Consider the following 14225-nt stretch of genomic DNA (forward strand, 5'->3'; position numbering starts at 1 on the left):
CCCGCGTGCGCGGCCCCGTACGGGGGTCCCCGACCAAATCCCCCCGGTGAACCCCCGGCGCCTCGCCCCCCGCCCCGGGTTTACCCGGGGCCCGGGCTGCCGTCGCGCCGCCACGGGCGTGCGGGCAGACCGGTGCGGGGCATCGCCGACACTGCGGTCGGGTCGGGTGCGGCGGTCCCGTTCGCGCCCGGCCGGTGCGCGCGGAGGCCGCGCCGGAAGGCCGACGGCCCTGACGGCTCGTCTGTCGGTGGCTGCGTCTAGGGTGCTGGCGACGATGGCGAGTCCGGGTCCTGTCCCACGTACCTCGCCGCGAGGATCTGGAGACCGGTGTGCGTTCTTTCGTGGTGGCGGATGTTCCCGAGACGGACGACGCGGAGGCGTGGCTCGCCTACGCGGACGTGCTGACCGCGGCCGGCGACCCGCGGGGAGCGGCGATCCGTCTGGAGCACGCGTGCGACGCCGAGGGTGGGGACCGGGCCCGGCTCGCCGGGCTCTACGCGGAGGTGGAACGGCAGCTCGGTCTCGACGGGCTGCGCACGGACGGCTCCTGGCGGTTCACCTGGAGGCGGGGCTTCCTCGACGAGGCGCGGTTCGCCCTGGCCGAGGACACCGGGGCGGGGCGTCGGGCGCTGGTCGAGGGGCTGTTGGCGGACCACCCGTGGGCCGCGGCCGTCGATCTCACCGACCCCGAGCGCTGGGAGGGGGCGCTGATCGACGCGGTGCTGTCCCACCCCCTGGCCCACCGGCTGCGCGTGCTGGAGCTGCGCCTGACCGACTACCACCACTCCGCCGAGCACTCCGTCCGCTCGCTCGCCGGCGCTCCGCGCCCCCGGCTGGAGCACCTGTCCTTCGGATACGGGTTCGAGTTCCTCTACGAGGACGGCAGGACGTCGACGGGCGGCCGGATCGATCCCATGGACTACCACGGCGACGGGCTCGTGCGGACGGCTCCGTGGGATTCGCTGCCCGCCCTGCGCACCCTCGAACTCCAGGGGGCGTTCCTCTTCGGCTCGATCCTCCACGACGGCCTGACGCGCCTTCGCGTCCGTGGTCCCGCGACCGGCGACGGGGCCTACTTCGACCTCGGGTCGACGCGGGGTGTGGAGTCGCTGGTGGTGGAGGCCGAGTGCGACGTCTTCGGAGGGTGCTGTCCTGTCGAGCAGCTCGACGAGCTGACCACGGCGGGGTTCCCGGCGCTGAAGCACCTCGACCTGGGCGGGTCGGAGTTCGACGCGACCTCGTTCGAGCTGTTCTCGGCGCTCGCCGAATCGCCGATCCTCCCTCAGCTGGAGAGCCTCACCCTTCCCGACCTGCGGATCGGGCGGTCGGACTGCGAGGGCGAGCCGCTGGCCGTCCTGGCCCGGTGGGCACCGAGCTTCGCCCATCTCGCTCTGGGGGTGCGGGGCACGGTCGACGTCGAGGGGGCCGACGGGTCGGAGGTCGGCCGGCTCTTCCCCGGAATCGGCGCCGGTTCGCTCGCGATCGGCACCTCTGTGGAGCGAGAGGGCGACTGACGTCCGGCCGGGTCGGCTGTCCGGCTCCCGTAGTCGACCACCGACCACCGACCACCGACCATCCGACTCCGGTTCCCGGGTCGGGAATGGCTGCGCCTCTCTCGACCGAATCGAGCGGCCGACCGATGCCTGTCGGCCCCGTGTTCGAGGAAAGAGCCTCGTAGGTAACCCTTTCGTGTGAACTCGCGCAGTCGGCCGCATGCGGAAACGATTCGGCTGGACAGGCCCTCTGTAGCCCCTCCGCATCTGCCGACGAGCGCGGTGCCGTGTGCCACTGGTCCGCCGCCCGTTCGGCCCGACGCGTCATCACCCCCTCGCACGGAGAACTACGAAGGGAACATCGCATGCGCAGCATATGTGCCCGTACGACGTTGGCGGTCGCCGGCGCGACCGTGGCCCTGGCCACGGTGCTGACCGGTACCTCGCCCGCTCAGGCCGATTCCGGCAGCAGCGCGGCCGTCGCGCGGCCCCGGGACAAGATCGCCTGTCCCCGTGGGTTCGTGTGCATCTACCCGGACATCGACTTCGTCGGCCAGCCGTACGTCAAACGCGCCGTCGACGGGAGTGTCCGGCACCTGCCGGACTACATCCGAGGGGCGGGGAGCTCGGTGATCAACAACAGCGGCCGGACCGCACGGGTCTACCAGAAGGACAACTACTTCGGGCGGCACGTGTGCGTGGGGAGCGAGGGCGGCTCGATCCACGACCTGCGCTCGTACCAGCTCAACGACGTCACGCACTCACTGAGGATCAACAACACTCCCTGCGGCGCCTGATACCTCTCGTCGACGCGCACGTCGGGCATGATCACCGTGCCGTCGCCCACCTCGGCCCGCACATCGCGCAGCGCCGTGTTCAGCACGCCGTCCGGGTCGAGGCCCGGGTCCCCTCCGCGTCGTACTCGACCGGAGTCCCGAGAATCGTCACGCCGCCGACGCCCGCTTCCGTGGCTTCGACGACCGCCTTGCGCAGCGAGTCACGGGTGTGGTGGACCACGCTGGGCATCGAGGTGATGGGGATCGGCTCGACGGCGCCTTCCCTGACGGACATCGGCAGCACCAGCTGACGCGGTTCCAGGCTGCCCTGCGGCGACCGGTCGCCGCAGGGCAGGGGTTCGCCGAAGCCCTCGCGGGCGCTGTTCCGGAAACACCGACGTCCTCCGCGATGCCGTACGCACGCGATGACAGGTCCTTCCGGACCGTTGGTTGGCGTAGATACCCTTCGGGTTGTCAGGAGGCCGTGCTTTCAGGTCCGGAACCCGCCACAGTCACTCGATCGAGAGTCCGGTTCGACCACCAACCCTCATGATCGGAACGACAACCGCCACTTGGGGAGGTCGAAGGCTCCGAGCGCGTCTACCGCCTGGGCTCATGACCGGACATGAGGGAGTGAATCTGTGCGGACCGAGTTGGAACCCGAGACCGAGACCGAGACCGAGACCGAGACCGAGACCGAGACCGAGAGCACCGAGACCACCGACAAGCGCTCCTTGCGGTACGCGCTGTTGATCGCGCTGGCGAACGGGATCGGCTACATGCCGTTCGCGCTGACCATCCCGGTCCTGCCCGGCTACGTCACGGGTCGGTTGCACGGTGGTCCGGCGGAGGTCGGCGCGGTCATCAGCGGGTACGCGCTGACCGCGTTGCTGTCCCGCCCGGTGTCGGGCGCGCTGATGAACCGCCTCGGCACCCGGGCCCTGACCATCGGCGGAACGGTGCTGACCACGCTCGCCACCGTCTGCTACCCGCTCGCCGGATCGATCTCCGAGCTGATCGGCCTGCGGATGCTGGTGGGCGTCGGCATGGGCGTGATGCTGGCCGCGGCCGGGGTCTGGCCGGTGCAACTGGTCGCCAGGGACCGGCAGAGCTGGGCGCTGGGGCTGGGCGGCACCGTCAACTACGTGGCCATCGGCCTGGGCGCTCCGCTGGGTAGCCTGATCGATCACCTGGTGGGCCCGGCGGCCGCGTTCGTGATCGCCGGGCTGATCGCCCTGCTCGTCATCCCGATCGCCCTGTGCGTCCCCGAGGTGCGCTTCCCGCCGAAGACGGAGCGGACCGGCACCGACAAGGGCCGGGCCCTGCTCGGCACCGCGCTGCCCGGCGTCGCGCTGATCTTCACCGCGTTCGGCTTCGCGGCCGTCTCCAGCTTCGCGGTCGCGAAGTTCGACGACCTCGGCATCGCCGGGGGAGCGGCGGTGGTCACCGCGTACTCCCTGACCGTGGTGCTGTTGCGGGTGGCGGGCACCTGGATCCGCTGGGAGGCCACACGACCGGTGGCACTGGCCGGCCTGTTCCTCGTCGAGGCTCTGGGGATCGCGCTCCTCGGGGTGGCGGACGGCCTTGCCGTGGGGGTGATCGGCGGTGTCCTCATCGGTGTGGGCATGTGGCAGATCTACCCGGTGCTGGGGCTGTTCGTGGTGCGCTCGGTCAGTGAACGCCAGCGCGCCACGGCGCTGTCCACCTTCGGGGCCTGCTTCACCGCGGGCCTCGCCGCCGGGAGCGGCGCCCTCGGGCTGGTGGCCCGGGCCGCCGGGTACCAGACGATGTTCCTCGTCTGCGCGGCCTGTGTCGGTCTGGGACTGCTGGTGGCAGTGGCCGCGGCCCGCGTCGCCCGGATCGACTGACGGCCTCCCGACGACGGGGTGTCCTCGGCGCGTGGTGAGTGCCTGTGAAGGAAGCCTGCACGTCAAGTTCGGCTCGGATGGGCGGCTCTACCCTGGCCTGGTGATGGGAGAGACGGGTGTACAGCGGTGTCTTCAGTGCGGTGACCGGCTCGTGGTCGGGGCGCGGGTCGAGCGAGGTTCTGCTCGGGGCGGTGCAGGTCGGCGCACTGGCGGGGTGTGCGGCGCTCGCGGGCGCGGGTAGCGGCGATCCAGGAGGGCCGGCGGGCGGTGTGTCCGGTGTGCGGGGTGTCGTGGACGGTGGGGGTGGAGCGCACCCTGTCCTGGATGATCCGGGCCCGCCGCAACGTGCGGGACTACGAGCGCCTGCCCGAACACAGCGAGGCCCACCTCAACCGGGCGGCGGTCACGCTGATGACCGGTCGGCTCGCGCGCCGCCAAGCCGGGGCCGCCATGGCCCTGCCCGCGGCAGCGGCCGCCTGAGGTGCCCGGCGTGGCCGCTCGGCGTCCGGTCAGATGCCGGTCTTGGCGGTGATCCAGGCCCGGTAGGCGCCGACGTTGGTGTACACGGAGGGGTAGGCGCCGCTGCAGGTGCTGACGCCCCAGCTGACGATGCCGATCAGCCGGCCGTTCTGGGCGAGCGGGCCGCCGCTGTCGCCCATGCAGGCGGAGATGCCGGAGCCCTTGTCGTAGGTGCAGACGTGGGTGAGGTTGATGTTCTGTCCGTACCAGCGCAGTTGGCACTCGCCCAGGGTCAGGGTGGTGACGGTGGCCTGCTGGAGGGTGTTCGATCCGTCGCCGCTGCCGCTGAGCTGTCCCCAGCCGGTGAGTGTCGCGGGGCCGCCGAGGAGGTCGGGCAGCAGGGGCAGGGCGATCGGCTGGATCTGTGGGGTGTAGGTGATCGCGGTGGCGAGCTTCAGTACGGCGATGTCGTTCGGCTTGCCGGCGGCGTTGCCGTTGTAGTTCTCGTGCAGGCGGTACTCCTGCGCCGGGTAGAGGGTGCCGGTGGGGAGGATGGTGTTCGACCCGGCCGCCACCCGGATTTGGCTGGCGGCCCGGCCTTCCAGGCAGTGGGCGGCGGTCAGCACCCACTGCTGGCCGATGACCGACCCGCCGCAGATGTGGTACCAGCCTCCGGATGCCTGGTAATGCAGCGAGACCTGGTACGGGTAGGCGCCCGCCGGTGCGTCCGTCCCGCCGACCACCGCGGCAACCGGACCCGCCGGGCCGCCGACTGCGGCCGCCGGTCCCGCCGCGCCCACGAGCAGGCCGGCCGCCGCCAGCATCACCCCCAGCACCGCCGCCAGTGCCCGCCTGTACCGGCTCCGCCCTCGCGTCATGGCCCCGCCCCTCACCTTGTCCCGCACCCCGGGCGGGTGCGGCTTCTGGGGAGCCTCCCGGTCGCGGGCACACTCCCGCAAGCGTCGAACCGGCCGTTCCCGACCATCGGGAACGGCCGGTCCGCGGCCGGTGGTGCCGGTGGTGTGCCGGGTCAGGCGCCGATGCCGATGCCCATGTGGAAGATCCCCGGGACGGAGGTCCCGAAGGTCAGCAGCGCGGTGGAGCCGAGCAGGGCGAGCGCGGTGGCCACTGTCACGGCGCGGCGGGCAGTGTTCACGAGGGGGGTCCTTCCGGTGGCGCGGACGGTGGGGTGGTCAGAGCGGGGTGATGAGGGGGCCGAGGGCGTTGATCAGGCCGATGATCGCCTGGGTCAGGGGCACGGGACGCTCCTGCACGTTGCGGTTGCGGTTGCGGTTGCGGTTGCGGTTGCGGGATCGGGGTCGGGCGCGGTCGGGCGGGCGCAGTGGCAGGCCGGCCGTGCCGGGTGTTGCTGTTCGAGGTGGCGCAGGCGGAGGGAGAGTTCCTGGACGGCGGCGATCAGGACGCCGTTGGCGTCGACGACGTCGATGGTGGTCTCTCGGCGGCCGTAGCCGAAGGCGGCCCGCCAGTCCTGGGCCATCGGGCCGATGTGCAGGGTGTCGGGATCCCAGTCGTAGCGCCACTCACTGACGGGCAGCTCGTCCAGGAGGGCGAGGATCTGCGCGCGGGTGAGGGGCTGCTCCCGTTCGGTCCGGGGCGGCCGGGGCGCGAGGAACGTCGAGGCCATCCCCCGGAGCAGGGCGGTGAAGCGCACGGATCCTCCGGTCCGTCGTGGTGGGCGGGTCAGGAGATCGGCTTGATGTCGTGCTTCACGTCACGGTTGCTCGTGATCAGGGGGATGACGATGGGTTCGAGGGCGGTGACGATCTTCAGGACGTCGGCCAGCCAGTTCACGGGAACTCCACGGTGCGCGAAGGGATAGCGGTCGCCGGTCATTCCATCAGCCCGGACCGCCCGTGCGCGGGGGAAGATCGAAAGTGACCGCGCCTGCCGCATTCGATCACGCCCGCGAGGGTGCGCGGCCCTGACCCGGCCTGCCGGACCGTCACCGCGAAGGCGCCGGACCCTGGGCCCTTCATCGAGCCTTGTCCGTTTAGCTACTTTTGGGAGACCTTCATAGATTTTCCTTATCTATGGGATTATTTGTCCGCCCGTCCTCGTTCGGGCACCTTTCCCCCCTGCCCCTGAGGAGTTGCCCCGTGTCCGCACAGCCGCCCCCCGCCCCGGCCGGGCGCACGCTCACCTGGCCCTGGTTCCTGGCCGTGGTCGTCGTCTACCTCGCGATCCTCCAGGGCCTCGGCTCGCTGATCGGCGTCGACCGGGGCAGCGGCGACAGTCAGTTCCCCACCACCGAGTCCGTGGTCCGCAACGGCGTGATCCCCATCGGCCTGTCGGTCCTGTTCGGCGCCGGCGTGGTGACCTGGCTCGGCTGGTGGGGCGGCGTCCTGAACTACCGCGTGCCGGTGCGGCGCTGGGTCCGCTTCGTCCCCGTCTCGATGCTGGTGGTCGCCGTCCTGGCGGTGAACTACCCCAACCTCGCCGACCAGCCAGCCTCTCTGGTGCTCGCCCTGGTCGCCATGACCGCGCTGGTGGGCATCGGCGAGGAACTGATGTTCCGCGGCATCGGCGTCCAGGTCTTCAAGCGCGCCGGCCTCAGCGAGGGCAACGTCGCCCTGTGGTCCTCGGTTGTCTTCGGCGTCGTCCACGTCAGCAACGCCTTCGGTGAAGGCGCCCAGGCCATCCTCCAGGCCGTCATCGTCTCCACCTCCGGCTACTTCTTCTACCTCTGCCTGCGCGTCGGCGGAGTGCTCCTGCTGCCGATGCTGGTCCATGGCCTGTGGGACTTCAGCCTCGTCTCCAACGCGGTCGGCACCGACCCCAAGACCTCCCCCGGGATGATCCTGCCGATCGTCCTCCAGGTCGTCCTGATCGTCCTGGTGATCGTCAAGCGCCGCACCATCGAACCACCGGTCCACACCGGGGCCGGCACCCCGCCCGCCCACCGCACCGTCGGGCACTGACGCAGCCAATCCACCAGCGATGCCTCCGCCCACCCGGGCGGGGGCATCTTCCGTTCGCACGGGGCAAGCCGGACAATGTCGCCCCGCCCGCAGGGCCACATTGCCATGATGATCTTGAAGGCGGCTTGCGTGGCTCGTCACCCCCTGCCAACTCAAGACCCCCGACCGCGTCAACCACCGACCTTGTCCCGTCTCATTCGATCTTGCTCATGAGCAAGGCCGTGACCTGCGCGGATGCAACGGCATGTGAGAGGGGTTCAGGTGGAAGTCTCAGATGCCGTTGCCTCTCAGATGCACTTCGCGGCGGGTATCTCAGTTGACGTTGTCGGTTGCTGCGACTCTCGGTGTTTTGTCGGGTGCTGGACTGGTTCCGGCTCGGAAAATCGTTCGCCAACCCGGGGTCTGTGGGCCGAGACTGATGAGCCCATCACAGCGGACGGAAGAGCGGCCAGCACTGACGTACAACCGAGACACCTTGCCCTTCCCCGAGAACCTCGTGCCCCGAGCCCCTGATCCGGGCATGCACCACTGGGAGGGTCTCGACCCGGACCGTCACCCGTTCACCTGGGACGACGACGAGGAAGCCTTTCTTTGCGCGCTGGTGCGCGAGTGGGTGCCACCCGTGCTCTCCGGCATGAGGGGTCACTGGGAGGGCGAGTACTGGTGTGCAAGCCAGGTGGACGCGATCATCCGGGAGCGGTACGGGAACTGGGCTCAGGGATGGAACTGGTGCTACCGGTACGGCGGGCCCATTGGCAGCTGGGTCACCGGGGCAACCTCGGTGACGACCCCTGATGAGACTGCGGCAAGCGTCGTGGCCGCGCTGTTGGAGTGGCGGGAGTGGTTGGAGAGGATGGCTCAGCGCTTCGCGGAGCTGGCGCCGCCACCAGAAGCCTCTCCCGAGGATCGCAGCTGGCATCTGGAGCGGGCCTGCGTCCGGCTCGTGACACTCGCGCTGGACTCGGGAGCGGAAGGCGGTTGGCACGGGCAGGCCGCGCGGGTCCTGCGCTGGTTCCTCACCACCACCGGCATGGGGCAGGCCGAGGCTGAGCAAGCGGTGGAGAGCGCGATCGGCGGCCGGTTCAAGAGCTGGGTCGCCCCTGGACGGACGCTGATCGAATCTGTCGGCGAGGACCTCGCCACCGGCCTGACCGGCCATGCCCCCTATCGGGACCACCGTGAGCGGGCGGCCCTGGAGGATCTCCATGACCGCTATTGACAGTCTTTCGACCTGGCTGCGCGTGCGCCGCGAGACCGACTGGCAGCAAGCACCCGCCCTGCGGCGGGGGTTGACTGCGCGCGATGGGTTCCGGGCGTGGTGTGAAGGGCCAGTCCGCCAGCGCGACGCTGTCCGCGCCGAGCGCCTGCTCGCCGCCCACACTCTGGCCTGCGCCGATGCCGCACGCCGCGCCCCGCTGGACTTCGCCCTCCTGGCCAGCTGGCAGCGCGAGGTCCTCGGCGGGGTGGAGGCGCCATTCCGTGCGGCGGACGCCTATGCGAAGGCCGGCCGCGAGCGCTATGGCCTGACCTCACGGACCCAGGCTGACTTCGCCGCCTGCCTGCACGAGGCGACCGACCAGGGTCTCCCGCTAGCGGCCCGCGCGGCCCGCGTGTACCTCGACGTGGCGTTCTTCCATCCTTTCACCGACGGCAATGCCCGCTCGGCCCTGCTGGCCTTGGTCCACGTCCTGGCCCGCGAGGACATAGTCCTTTCGGAGGTCGGCCCTCTCCAAACAATCCGCTACGCGGACGACCCGGCGGGCGTCGCTGACCTGGCCACTCTCATCGGCGTGCTCAACCGCCGCCGATGCTGAAGTCTTCAGGGTGAGGATGCTGTAGGTGTCGGACCCCTCAGTAGTCGTCGTGGAGCGCCGTTCGCTGGCGGTAGGCGGCTTGCCGACAGCGGGCTGAGCAGTAGCGAGCGTCTTGACGTCGGTCGTTGCCGCTCGTCCAGGTGACGCCGCATGCCGGGCACTCCACCTTTTGCATGGAGGACGAGGGATTGCTGAGTGCGCGCTGGTGCTGTTCGAGCCTCCAGTTGCGTGATCTGCATGCGGTTGAGCAGAACCGCGTCCTCGAATTTCGGGCCTTCAGTTCGTTGCCGCAGTTGGCGCAACGGCTCCGGTCGTCCGAGGTGAGCATGGTGGCCCGGCGGGGAAGTTCGTTCGGCCTCTTTGAGCCGTTCGCCCGGGGCTCGTCCGGCTTCGGCCACGGGTGGTCGGGCAGGGTGCGGTAGTAGCGTTCCTCCTCGATCCAGCGGACGAGTGGGTCGGCGGCTCCGGCGCCTTCGTAGCGGTAGCCGAGGGCGACTCGGTCACGGACTTCCTTGATGAACCGGCGGAAGTCTCCGGTGTTGCCTGTGAAGGGCAGGCTCCGGAGCGTTGGCGAGGCCAGGAGGCCGGCAAGGGCGACGATATTGGGGTAGCCGCTGGCGATCAGCCGGGGGTCGTCGCGGTAGTGGGAACATCCGGGGGCGCTGAGGGCTTGTGCCCTGCGGTCGCGGCGGTGGTGGAACCTGCGGCCGTTCCACCAGTTTGAGCACCAGTCGCTCGCCTCGCGCATGGCGATCTCCACGGTCTGCCAACCGTGTTGACGGACCAGGCGGTGGTGGTCGTGTTGTGCCTGGCTGATCTCGGGAAGCGGACGGATGTCGATCTGCTGGCCGTGGGTGTCAGTCCAGCGGCCGTGGCGGAGGCAGAGCCGGGTGCTTTGGGTGATCCAACACCGGGCTTCGGTGAAGACGCCCTTGCTGGCCAGACAGAGTGTGCAGGCAGCCTGGAGCCGCCAGCCGCAGTCGAGCGGCTGGCATGCCGCGGGCAGATGTTGAGCGAGATCCGGGGTTCGCAAGTCGGGCAGGGCTTTCAGAAGCCGGTCGCGAGGATGGCCGGACAAGCTGCTGATGGCGTCCAGCAGGGGCAGCGGAGCGGGGTGGATTCGATGCTGGCCGTTGATGTGTTCGTGGAGTTCAAGGTGGGTGATTCGATTCGCCAGGACGAGCCGGTTGACGTAGGAGCCCCAGCTTTCGTGGTGCAACGGGGCGACGGTGTGCGGGAGCCGCCGCAGGTGCGGCGACGGCAGGTTCCGGATCATGCCGCGTCTTCGGCCTCGTCGCCGGCGGGGCCGGGGCTGTCGGACTAGGTGTTGTGGTCGACCGGGACGGAGTCCAGCAGGCGGCGAGTGATCCGTTCGCTGCCGTCGGCGATCGCGCTGATAGCGCCCGCGCGGACGAGATGGGACAGGCTGCTGATGCTGCCGCCGGTGCGGGTGTGGAGATACTTCGCCGGCCGGACCAGGCTGCCGGGCTCGTGATGGTGCAGCCGCAGGGAGCCCTCCATCGCCGCGATCTTTCGCGTACTCGCATTTCGTGGGCCCGACCGAGTTGCTTGATGGCGGTGGATTTGCCCGTTACCCAGAGCCCGGAGACGATCAGCCCACGGCGGGCACTGATCTCCCGCCGGTTCACCAAGGTCAGCAGCCGGCCCTGGTGAAGGACCTCGCGGATGGTCGGGGTCTCCACGATGATCAGCTCGGAGTGGTAGTTCACCCGGCCTTCGTCGTACTTGTCACGGGCCCGCGGAGGCAGGTCCTTCCACTCGTCCTCGGACAGCAGGAGGAATGCGATCGGGTCCTCGTCCACGAAACGGCGCCAGCCCTCCAGCGTCGTTGTGGGCATCCGCCGGTCCTCCGGCAGCCCGAACTCGTAGGGTTTCACCACCATTTCTTGGCCTCCCTGCGTGCATCGAAAACTCTGAGCGGGACAACGTCGGCGATGGCCTCGTCGTCGGCCTCCTCGGCTGCGGGCTGCGGCAGTGCGGCAGGCCGGGGAGGACGTTCGGGTCTGGGGCAGGCGGGTTCGCCGCTGGTGGCCTGGGTGCGGGCGGCGACCTTAGAACTGCGGCCCCCGCCGCGGCGGCGTCGGGCGGGCTTGTCCTCGTCTGGCCCCGCGCCCGCGCGTTCCAACAGGTCGTCGACCGCATCCGCGATCGCGTCCTCGGTGGTCGGCTGCCCTTGCGCGCGCAAGTCCCGGGCGGCGTGGTCCCAGGCCAGCTCGCCGAACGGTGTGGCTGTCCGCGACAGGAGTCGCCAGGGGACGGTGATCCAGCGGCCCTCGTGGTGATCGCGGAGCCAGACGAGCCGGATGTCGTAGGGGTCGTGGCGGACTTCCCAGCGGTTCTTGTGCTCGGCGATCCCGGACTTCTGCCGCCGAAGGGCGACCAGTTCGTCGCAGTCGTAGATGCGGTGGCGGATCTTGATGCCGTAGGAGTTGACGGCCTGCCAGCGCGTCGGCAGCAGTTCCAGGTAGTCCTCGGCGCTCAGCGGCAGCGGCAGGTAGCCGCCCGTCTCCACCAAGGTCGCGTACTTCTCGTTCGGGGTGAACGCCCGCCCCGGGGCGAGCGGGTCGCGCAGCGAGTCGTGCGGCCGGTTCTGCCACAAGGTGATCCATTCCTGCAGCAGTTCCTGGAGCTGGTGCAGAGACCACAGAGGCTCGTCCTCCACCTTCCGTCCGCGGTGCTCGGCCGAGCGGCCGGTGTAGCCGGTGAGGAACTGGGCGAACAGGGAGGCGGCCGAGCCAAGTGTTCGCTCGATGTGGGGCTTGTGGGTCGGGGTGCGGGGCGGGGCGTGGATCACCTCGGTGCCGAACGCATTGCAGGCGGCGTGGAAGTTCTTCGACAAGAACGCTTTGCCGCCGTCGACCACGATGGCCTCCGGGATGATCAGCGGGACCGCGGCCGCGTGCCGCAGCCGCTCGTCGACCGACAGCAGCCGCTGATAGGGCAGCGCCGAGTACTCCATCCGCAGGGCCTGCGGCCAGCCGGGCCGCATCGGCGCCGGCGTCACCGCGCGGGCCAGCAGCAGTGCGGCGTCCACCGACTTCGTGGTCGGCCGCAGCACTGCGGCGGCGATGGTCCGCGTCGCGATGTCGACCAAGCCGGTCAGCTCGACACGGTCCACCTCGCCGTTGTCGAGCCGCACCAGCACGTCGAACGGGGTTGAGTCGATCTCCATGAGTTCGCCCGGCCGGCAGGCCCGTCACCTGTGGATCGAAGTCCAGCAGCATCGCGTGGTGCCGCTCCAACTGCGACTCGCACGACACCTGACCGCCCGTCGTGGCCGCCCAGTAGTCCCGCGTCACCGACCCCTGCCCCGGGTAGGACTTGACCGGCCGAACCGGCCGCAGCTTCTCGAAGCCCAACGTCCAGCACGCCGCGAGCGATTCGCGACGACGTACCAGTCCCTCATCGAGTACGCGACGTCGAACTCAGCTGGCTCGGCCACTACGACATCCATCAGCCCACCCACTGCAACGAGACGTATCCGTACTGATCCGAGGAAGCCACAGGCAAGCGGCTGTCAGAGCCCGAAGCGGGCTCAAACCGCTCTTGAGGGGGAACGGAACGTGAGACACCGCAAGATCAACGACAACGTGCACAGAGACAGGGCTGCCTGAGCGGCAACGTCATCTGAGACGCCAGACTTCTCGTCGACTGGAGGCGGCAACGGAGCGTGAGACCAGCTGCGAATCCAACAAGGTCACCTGAGACAACGACAACGCTGCGTGAGACGGGACAACCACCGACCTTCCCTCTCGGTCCGCGGCCCTTGCGCGAAGGGCCGTTCGGTTCTCCGTCACTGTGACGGAGAACCGAACGGCTCCATCCCGTCGAGATCGCTGGCAAGGCCCTGGACAGGCAGTGCGGGTTCAGAAACGGGCACCGGGCGGCAGGCGGACACCCCGCCCCGGGAAGGGGCGTCAGCCGGCCGGCCGGGGGCGCCAGGTGATCGTGGTGATGGAGGCGGTCATGAGGAGCCAGCCGAGCACGGGAACGGCCAGGGTGGCGGCGAGGGGCAGCTGGGACGAGATGAGGGTGAGGCAGCCGAACAACGCCATGGCGGCGACGAAGACGGCCATAGCGATGTAGAAGGGGGTCGCTTGCGCGCCGGTGCGTGACCAGGTCAGTCCGTGGGCGGTGAGTGCCGATCCCAGGGCGGCCAGGAGGGCGATCTCGAGGGAGATCAGCCAGGGCGTGCCCGCGTTCTGGGCGCGGTGCCCCTCGTAGGAGACCTCGGCGACCCGCCCTCGGAAGACCGTCAGGTCCACGTCCGCGCCGGCCTTCGTGGCGTTGTAGAAGGCCGAGTCGACCGTGTAGCTGTGCCTGGGAGCCTCGTCGGGTACGGCCGTCTCGCGCGCCACGGTCAGCGTGTAGATGGTCGAGTCGCCGCTGGTGGCGGCGTACCTGGCCGTCACCCTGCCACTCGCGCGCTGTGCGCAGTCCGTGCCGGGCGTGTGTTCGGCCGTGCCGCAGATTGGGGCATTGCGGTAGGCGCTCGCCGCGTCGTTGGCGTCGACGAACCAGCCGAAGCCGAGAACCGTGGCGGCCAGTCCTGCCAGAAGGAACAGGCCCTGCGTCAGTGCGCGGGCGACCGCTCCCGGGGGCCGGGACCGGGGCCGGGCCGGCGGTTTCGTGTCCCTGATCCGAGCGTTCATCGCAACCCCCATCGATCGCGTCCACGAGCACCTCCCCGATGCCCTTCGGGAATGATTCCAGGGAAGTGCCCGGCCGGGTGAGTAACCCGTCGTCGTTGTAGCGAAGTTGTGGATATTCCGGCCCGACGGGATCGCCCGAACCTTTCCCCGGCCGACTCGTCGGGGACGAAGTGTTGTCCGGTTGGATTCGTTGGAACGGCCTC

Annotated in this window: 15 protein-coding genes; 7 read left to right on the top strand and 8 right to left on the bottom strand. The window is 69.9% G+C overall.

Annotated elements, in window-relative coordinates:
• Positions 1–329 precede the first annotated feature (329 nt).
• Together ABZY91_RS17590 and ABZY91_RS17595 are read left to right on the top strand one after the other, a co-directional pair.
• Entirely contained in the window at positions 330–1514 is a 1185-nt protein-coding gene (locus tag ABZY91_RS17590) for a hypothetical protein (protein WP_355403303.1), read from the top strand.
• Positions 1515–1858: 344 nt separating this feature from the next.
• Positions 1859–2290, top strand: coding sequence for a peptidase inhibitor family I36 protein (locus ABZY91_RS17595; protein WP_329883489.1), 432 nt, complete (start codon positions 1859–1861; stop codon positions 2288–2290).
• A gap of 79 nt (positions 2291–2369) precedes the next feature.
• Here the strand turns inward: ABZY91_RS17595 and ABZY91_RS17600 are convergent, their stop codons facing one another.
• Positions 2370–2564 (bottom strand): hypothetical protein, encoded by a 195-nt coding sequence (locus ABZY91_RS17600; RefSeq protein WP_355403305.1) that lies wholly within the window; start codon positions 2562–2564, stop codon positions 2370–2372.
• Positions 2565–2910: 346 nt separating this feature from the next.
• Here ABZY91_RS17600 and ABZY91_RS17605 point away from each other — a divergent pair, with 346 nt between their 5' ends.
• Both ABZY91_RS17605 and ABZY91_RS17610 read left to right on the top strand, forming a co-directional pair.
• Positions 2911–4137, top strand: coding sequence for an MFS transporter (locus ABZY91_RS17605; RefSeq protein WP_355403307.1), 1227 nt, complete (start codon positions 2911–2913; stop codon positions 4135–4137).
• Between the two features lie 303 nt (positions 4138–4440).
• Positions 4441–4617, top strand: coding sequence for a hypothetical protein (locus ABZY91_RS17610; protein WP_355403309.1), 177 nt, complete (start codon positions 4441–4443; stop codon positions 4615–4617).
• Between the two features lie 29 nt (positions 4618–4646).
• On the opposite strand, the gene ABZY91_RS17615 is transcribed toward ABZY91_RS17610, so the two are convergent.
• From ABZY91_RS17615 to ABZY91_RS17625, 3 genes are all read right to left on the bottom strand, one after another.
• Positions 4647–5474, bottom strand: coding sequence for a serine protease (locus ABZY91_RS17615; protein WP_355403311.1), 828 nt, complete (start codon positions 5472–5474; stop codon positions 4647–4649).
• A gap of 152 nt (positions 5475–5626) precedes the next feature.
• A complete protein-coding gene (locus tag ABZY91_RS17620) occupies positions 5627–5752 on the bottom strand; it encodes a hypothetical protein (RefSeq protein ID WP_355403313.1) in 126 nt (41 codons plus the stop codon).
• A gap of 93 nt (positions 5753–5845) precedes the next feature.
• Complete coding sequence (locus tag ABZY91_RS17625; protein ID WP_355403315.1) at positions 5846–6268, bottom strand: tail fiber domain-containing protein; 423 nt, start codon at positions 6266–6268, stop codon at positions 5846–5848.
• 445 nt (positions 6269–6713) lie between these two features.
• Between ABZY91_RS17625 and ABZY91_RS17630 the strand changes: the two genes are divergently transcribed.
• The 3 genes from ABZY91_RS17630 (at position 6714) to ABZY91_RS17640 (ending at position 9349) form a co-directional block, all read left to right on the top strand.
• Positions 6714–7535 carry a type II CAAX endopeptidase family protein gene (locus tag ABZY91_RS17630; protein WP_355403317.1) on the top strand — a complete coding sequence of 274 codons (822 nt, stop codon included), beginning with the start codon at positions 6714–6716 and terminating at the stop codon, positions 7533–7535.
• A gap of 520 nt (positions 7536–8055) precedes the next feature.
• Positions 8056–8754, top strand: coding sequence for a hypothetical protein (locus tag ABZY91_RS17635; RefSeq protein WP_355403319.1), 699 nt, complete (start codon positions 8056–8058; stop codon positions 8752–8754).
• Positions 8741–9349 (top strand): Fic family protein, encoded by a 609-nt coding sequence (locus ABZY91_RS17640; protein WP_355403321.1) that lies wholly within the window; start codon positions 8741–8743, stop codon positions 9347–9349. Before ABZY91_RS17635 ends, ABZY91_RS17640 begins: the two co-directional genes overlap by 14 nt.
• Before the next feature lie 37 nt (positions 9350–9386).
• Here the strand turns inward: ABZY91_RS17640 and ABZY91_RS17645 are convergent, their stop codons facing one another.
• The 4 genes from ABZY91_RS17645 to ABZY91_RS17660 all read right to left on the bottom strand — a co-directional run bounded on the left by ABZY91_RS17645 (position 9387) and on the right by ABZY91_RS17660 (position 14022).
• On the bottom strand, positions 9387–10625 hold the full coding sequence (locus ABZY91_RS17645; protein ID WP_355403323.1) for a hypothetical protein: 1239 nt from the start codon (positions 10623–10625) through the stop codon (positions 9387–9389).
• A 44-nt stretch (positions 10626–10669) separates the two neighbouring features.
• Entirely contained in the window at positions 10670–10870 is a 201-nt protein-coding gene (locus ABZY91_RS17650) for a hypothetical protein (RefSeq protein WP_355403325.1), read from the bottom strand.
• A gap of 373 nt (positions 10871–11243) precedes the next feature.
• Positions 11244–12542: a Mu transposase C-terminal domain-containing protein gene (locus ABZY91_RS17655; protein ID WP_355403327.1), complete on the bottom strand. Its 1299-nt coding sequence runs from the start codon at positions 12540–12542 to the stop codon at positions 11244–11246.
• A gap of 745 nt (positions 12543–13287) precedes the next feature.
• A complete protein-coding gene (locus tag ABZY91_RS17660; RefSeq protein ID WP_355403329.1) occupies positions 13288–14022 on the bottom strand; it encodes a hypothetical protein in 735 nt (244 codons plus the stop codon).
• Between the last annotated feature and the right edge of the window lie 203 nt (positions 14023–14225).

The organism is Kitasatospora sp. NPDC002965 (genome assembly GCF_040611255.1).
In the GTDB taxonomy this organism is placed as follows: domain Bacteria; phylum Actinomycetota; class Actinomycetes; order Streptomycetales; family Streptomycetaceae; genus Kitasatospora.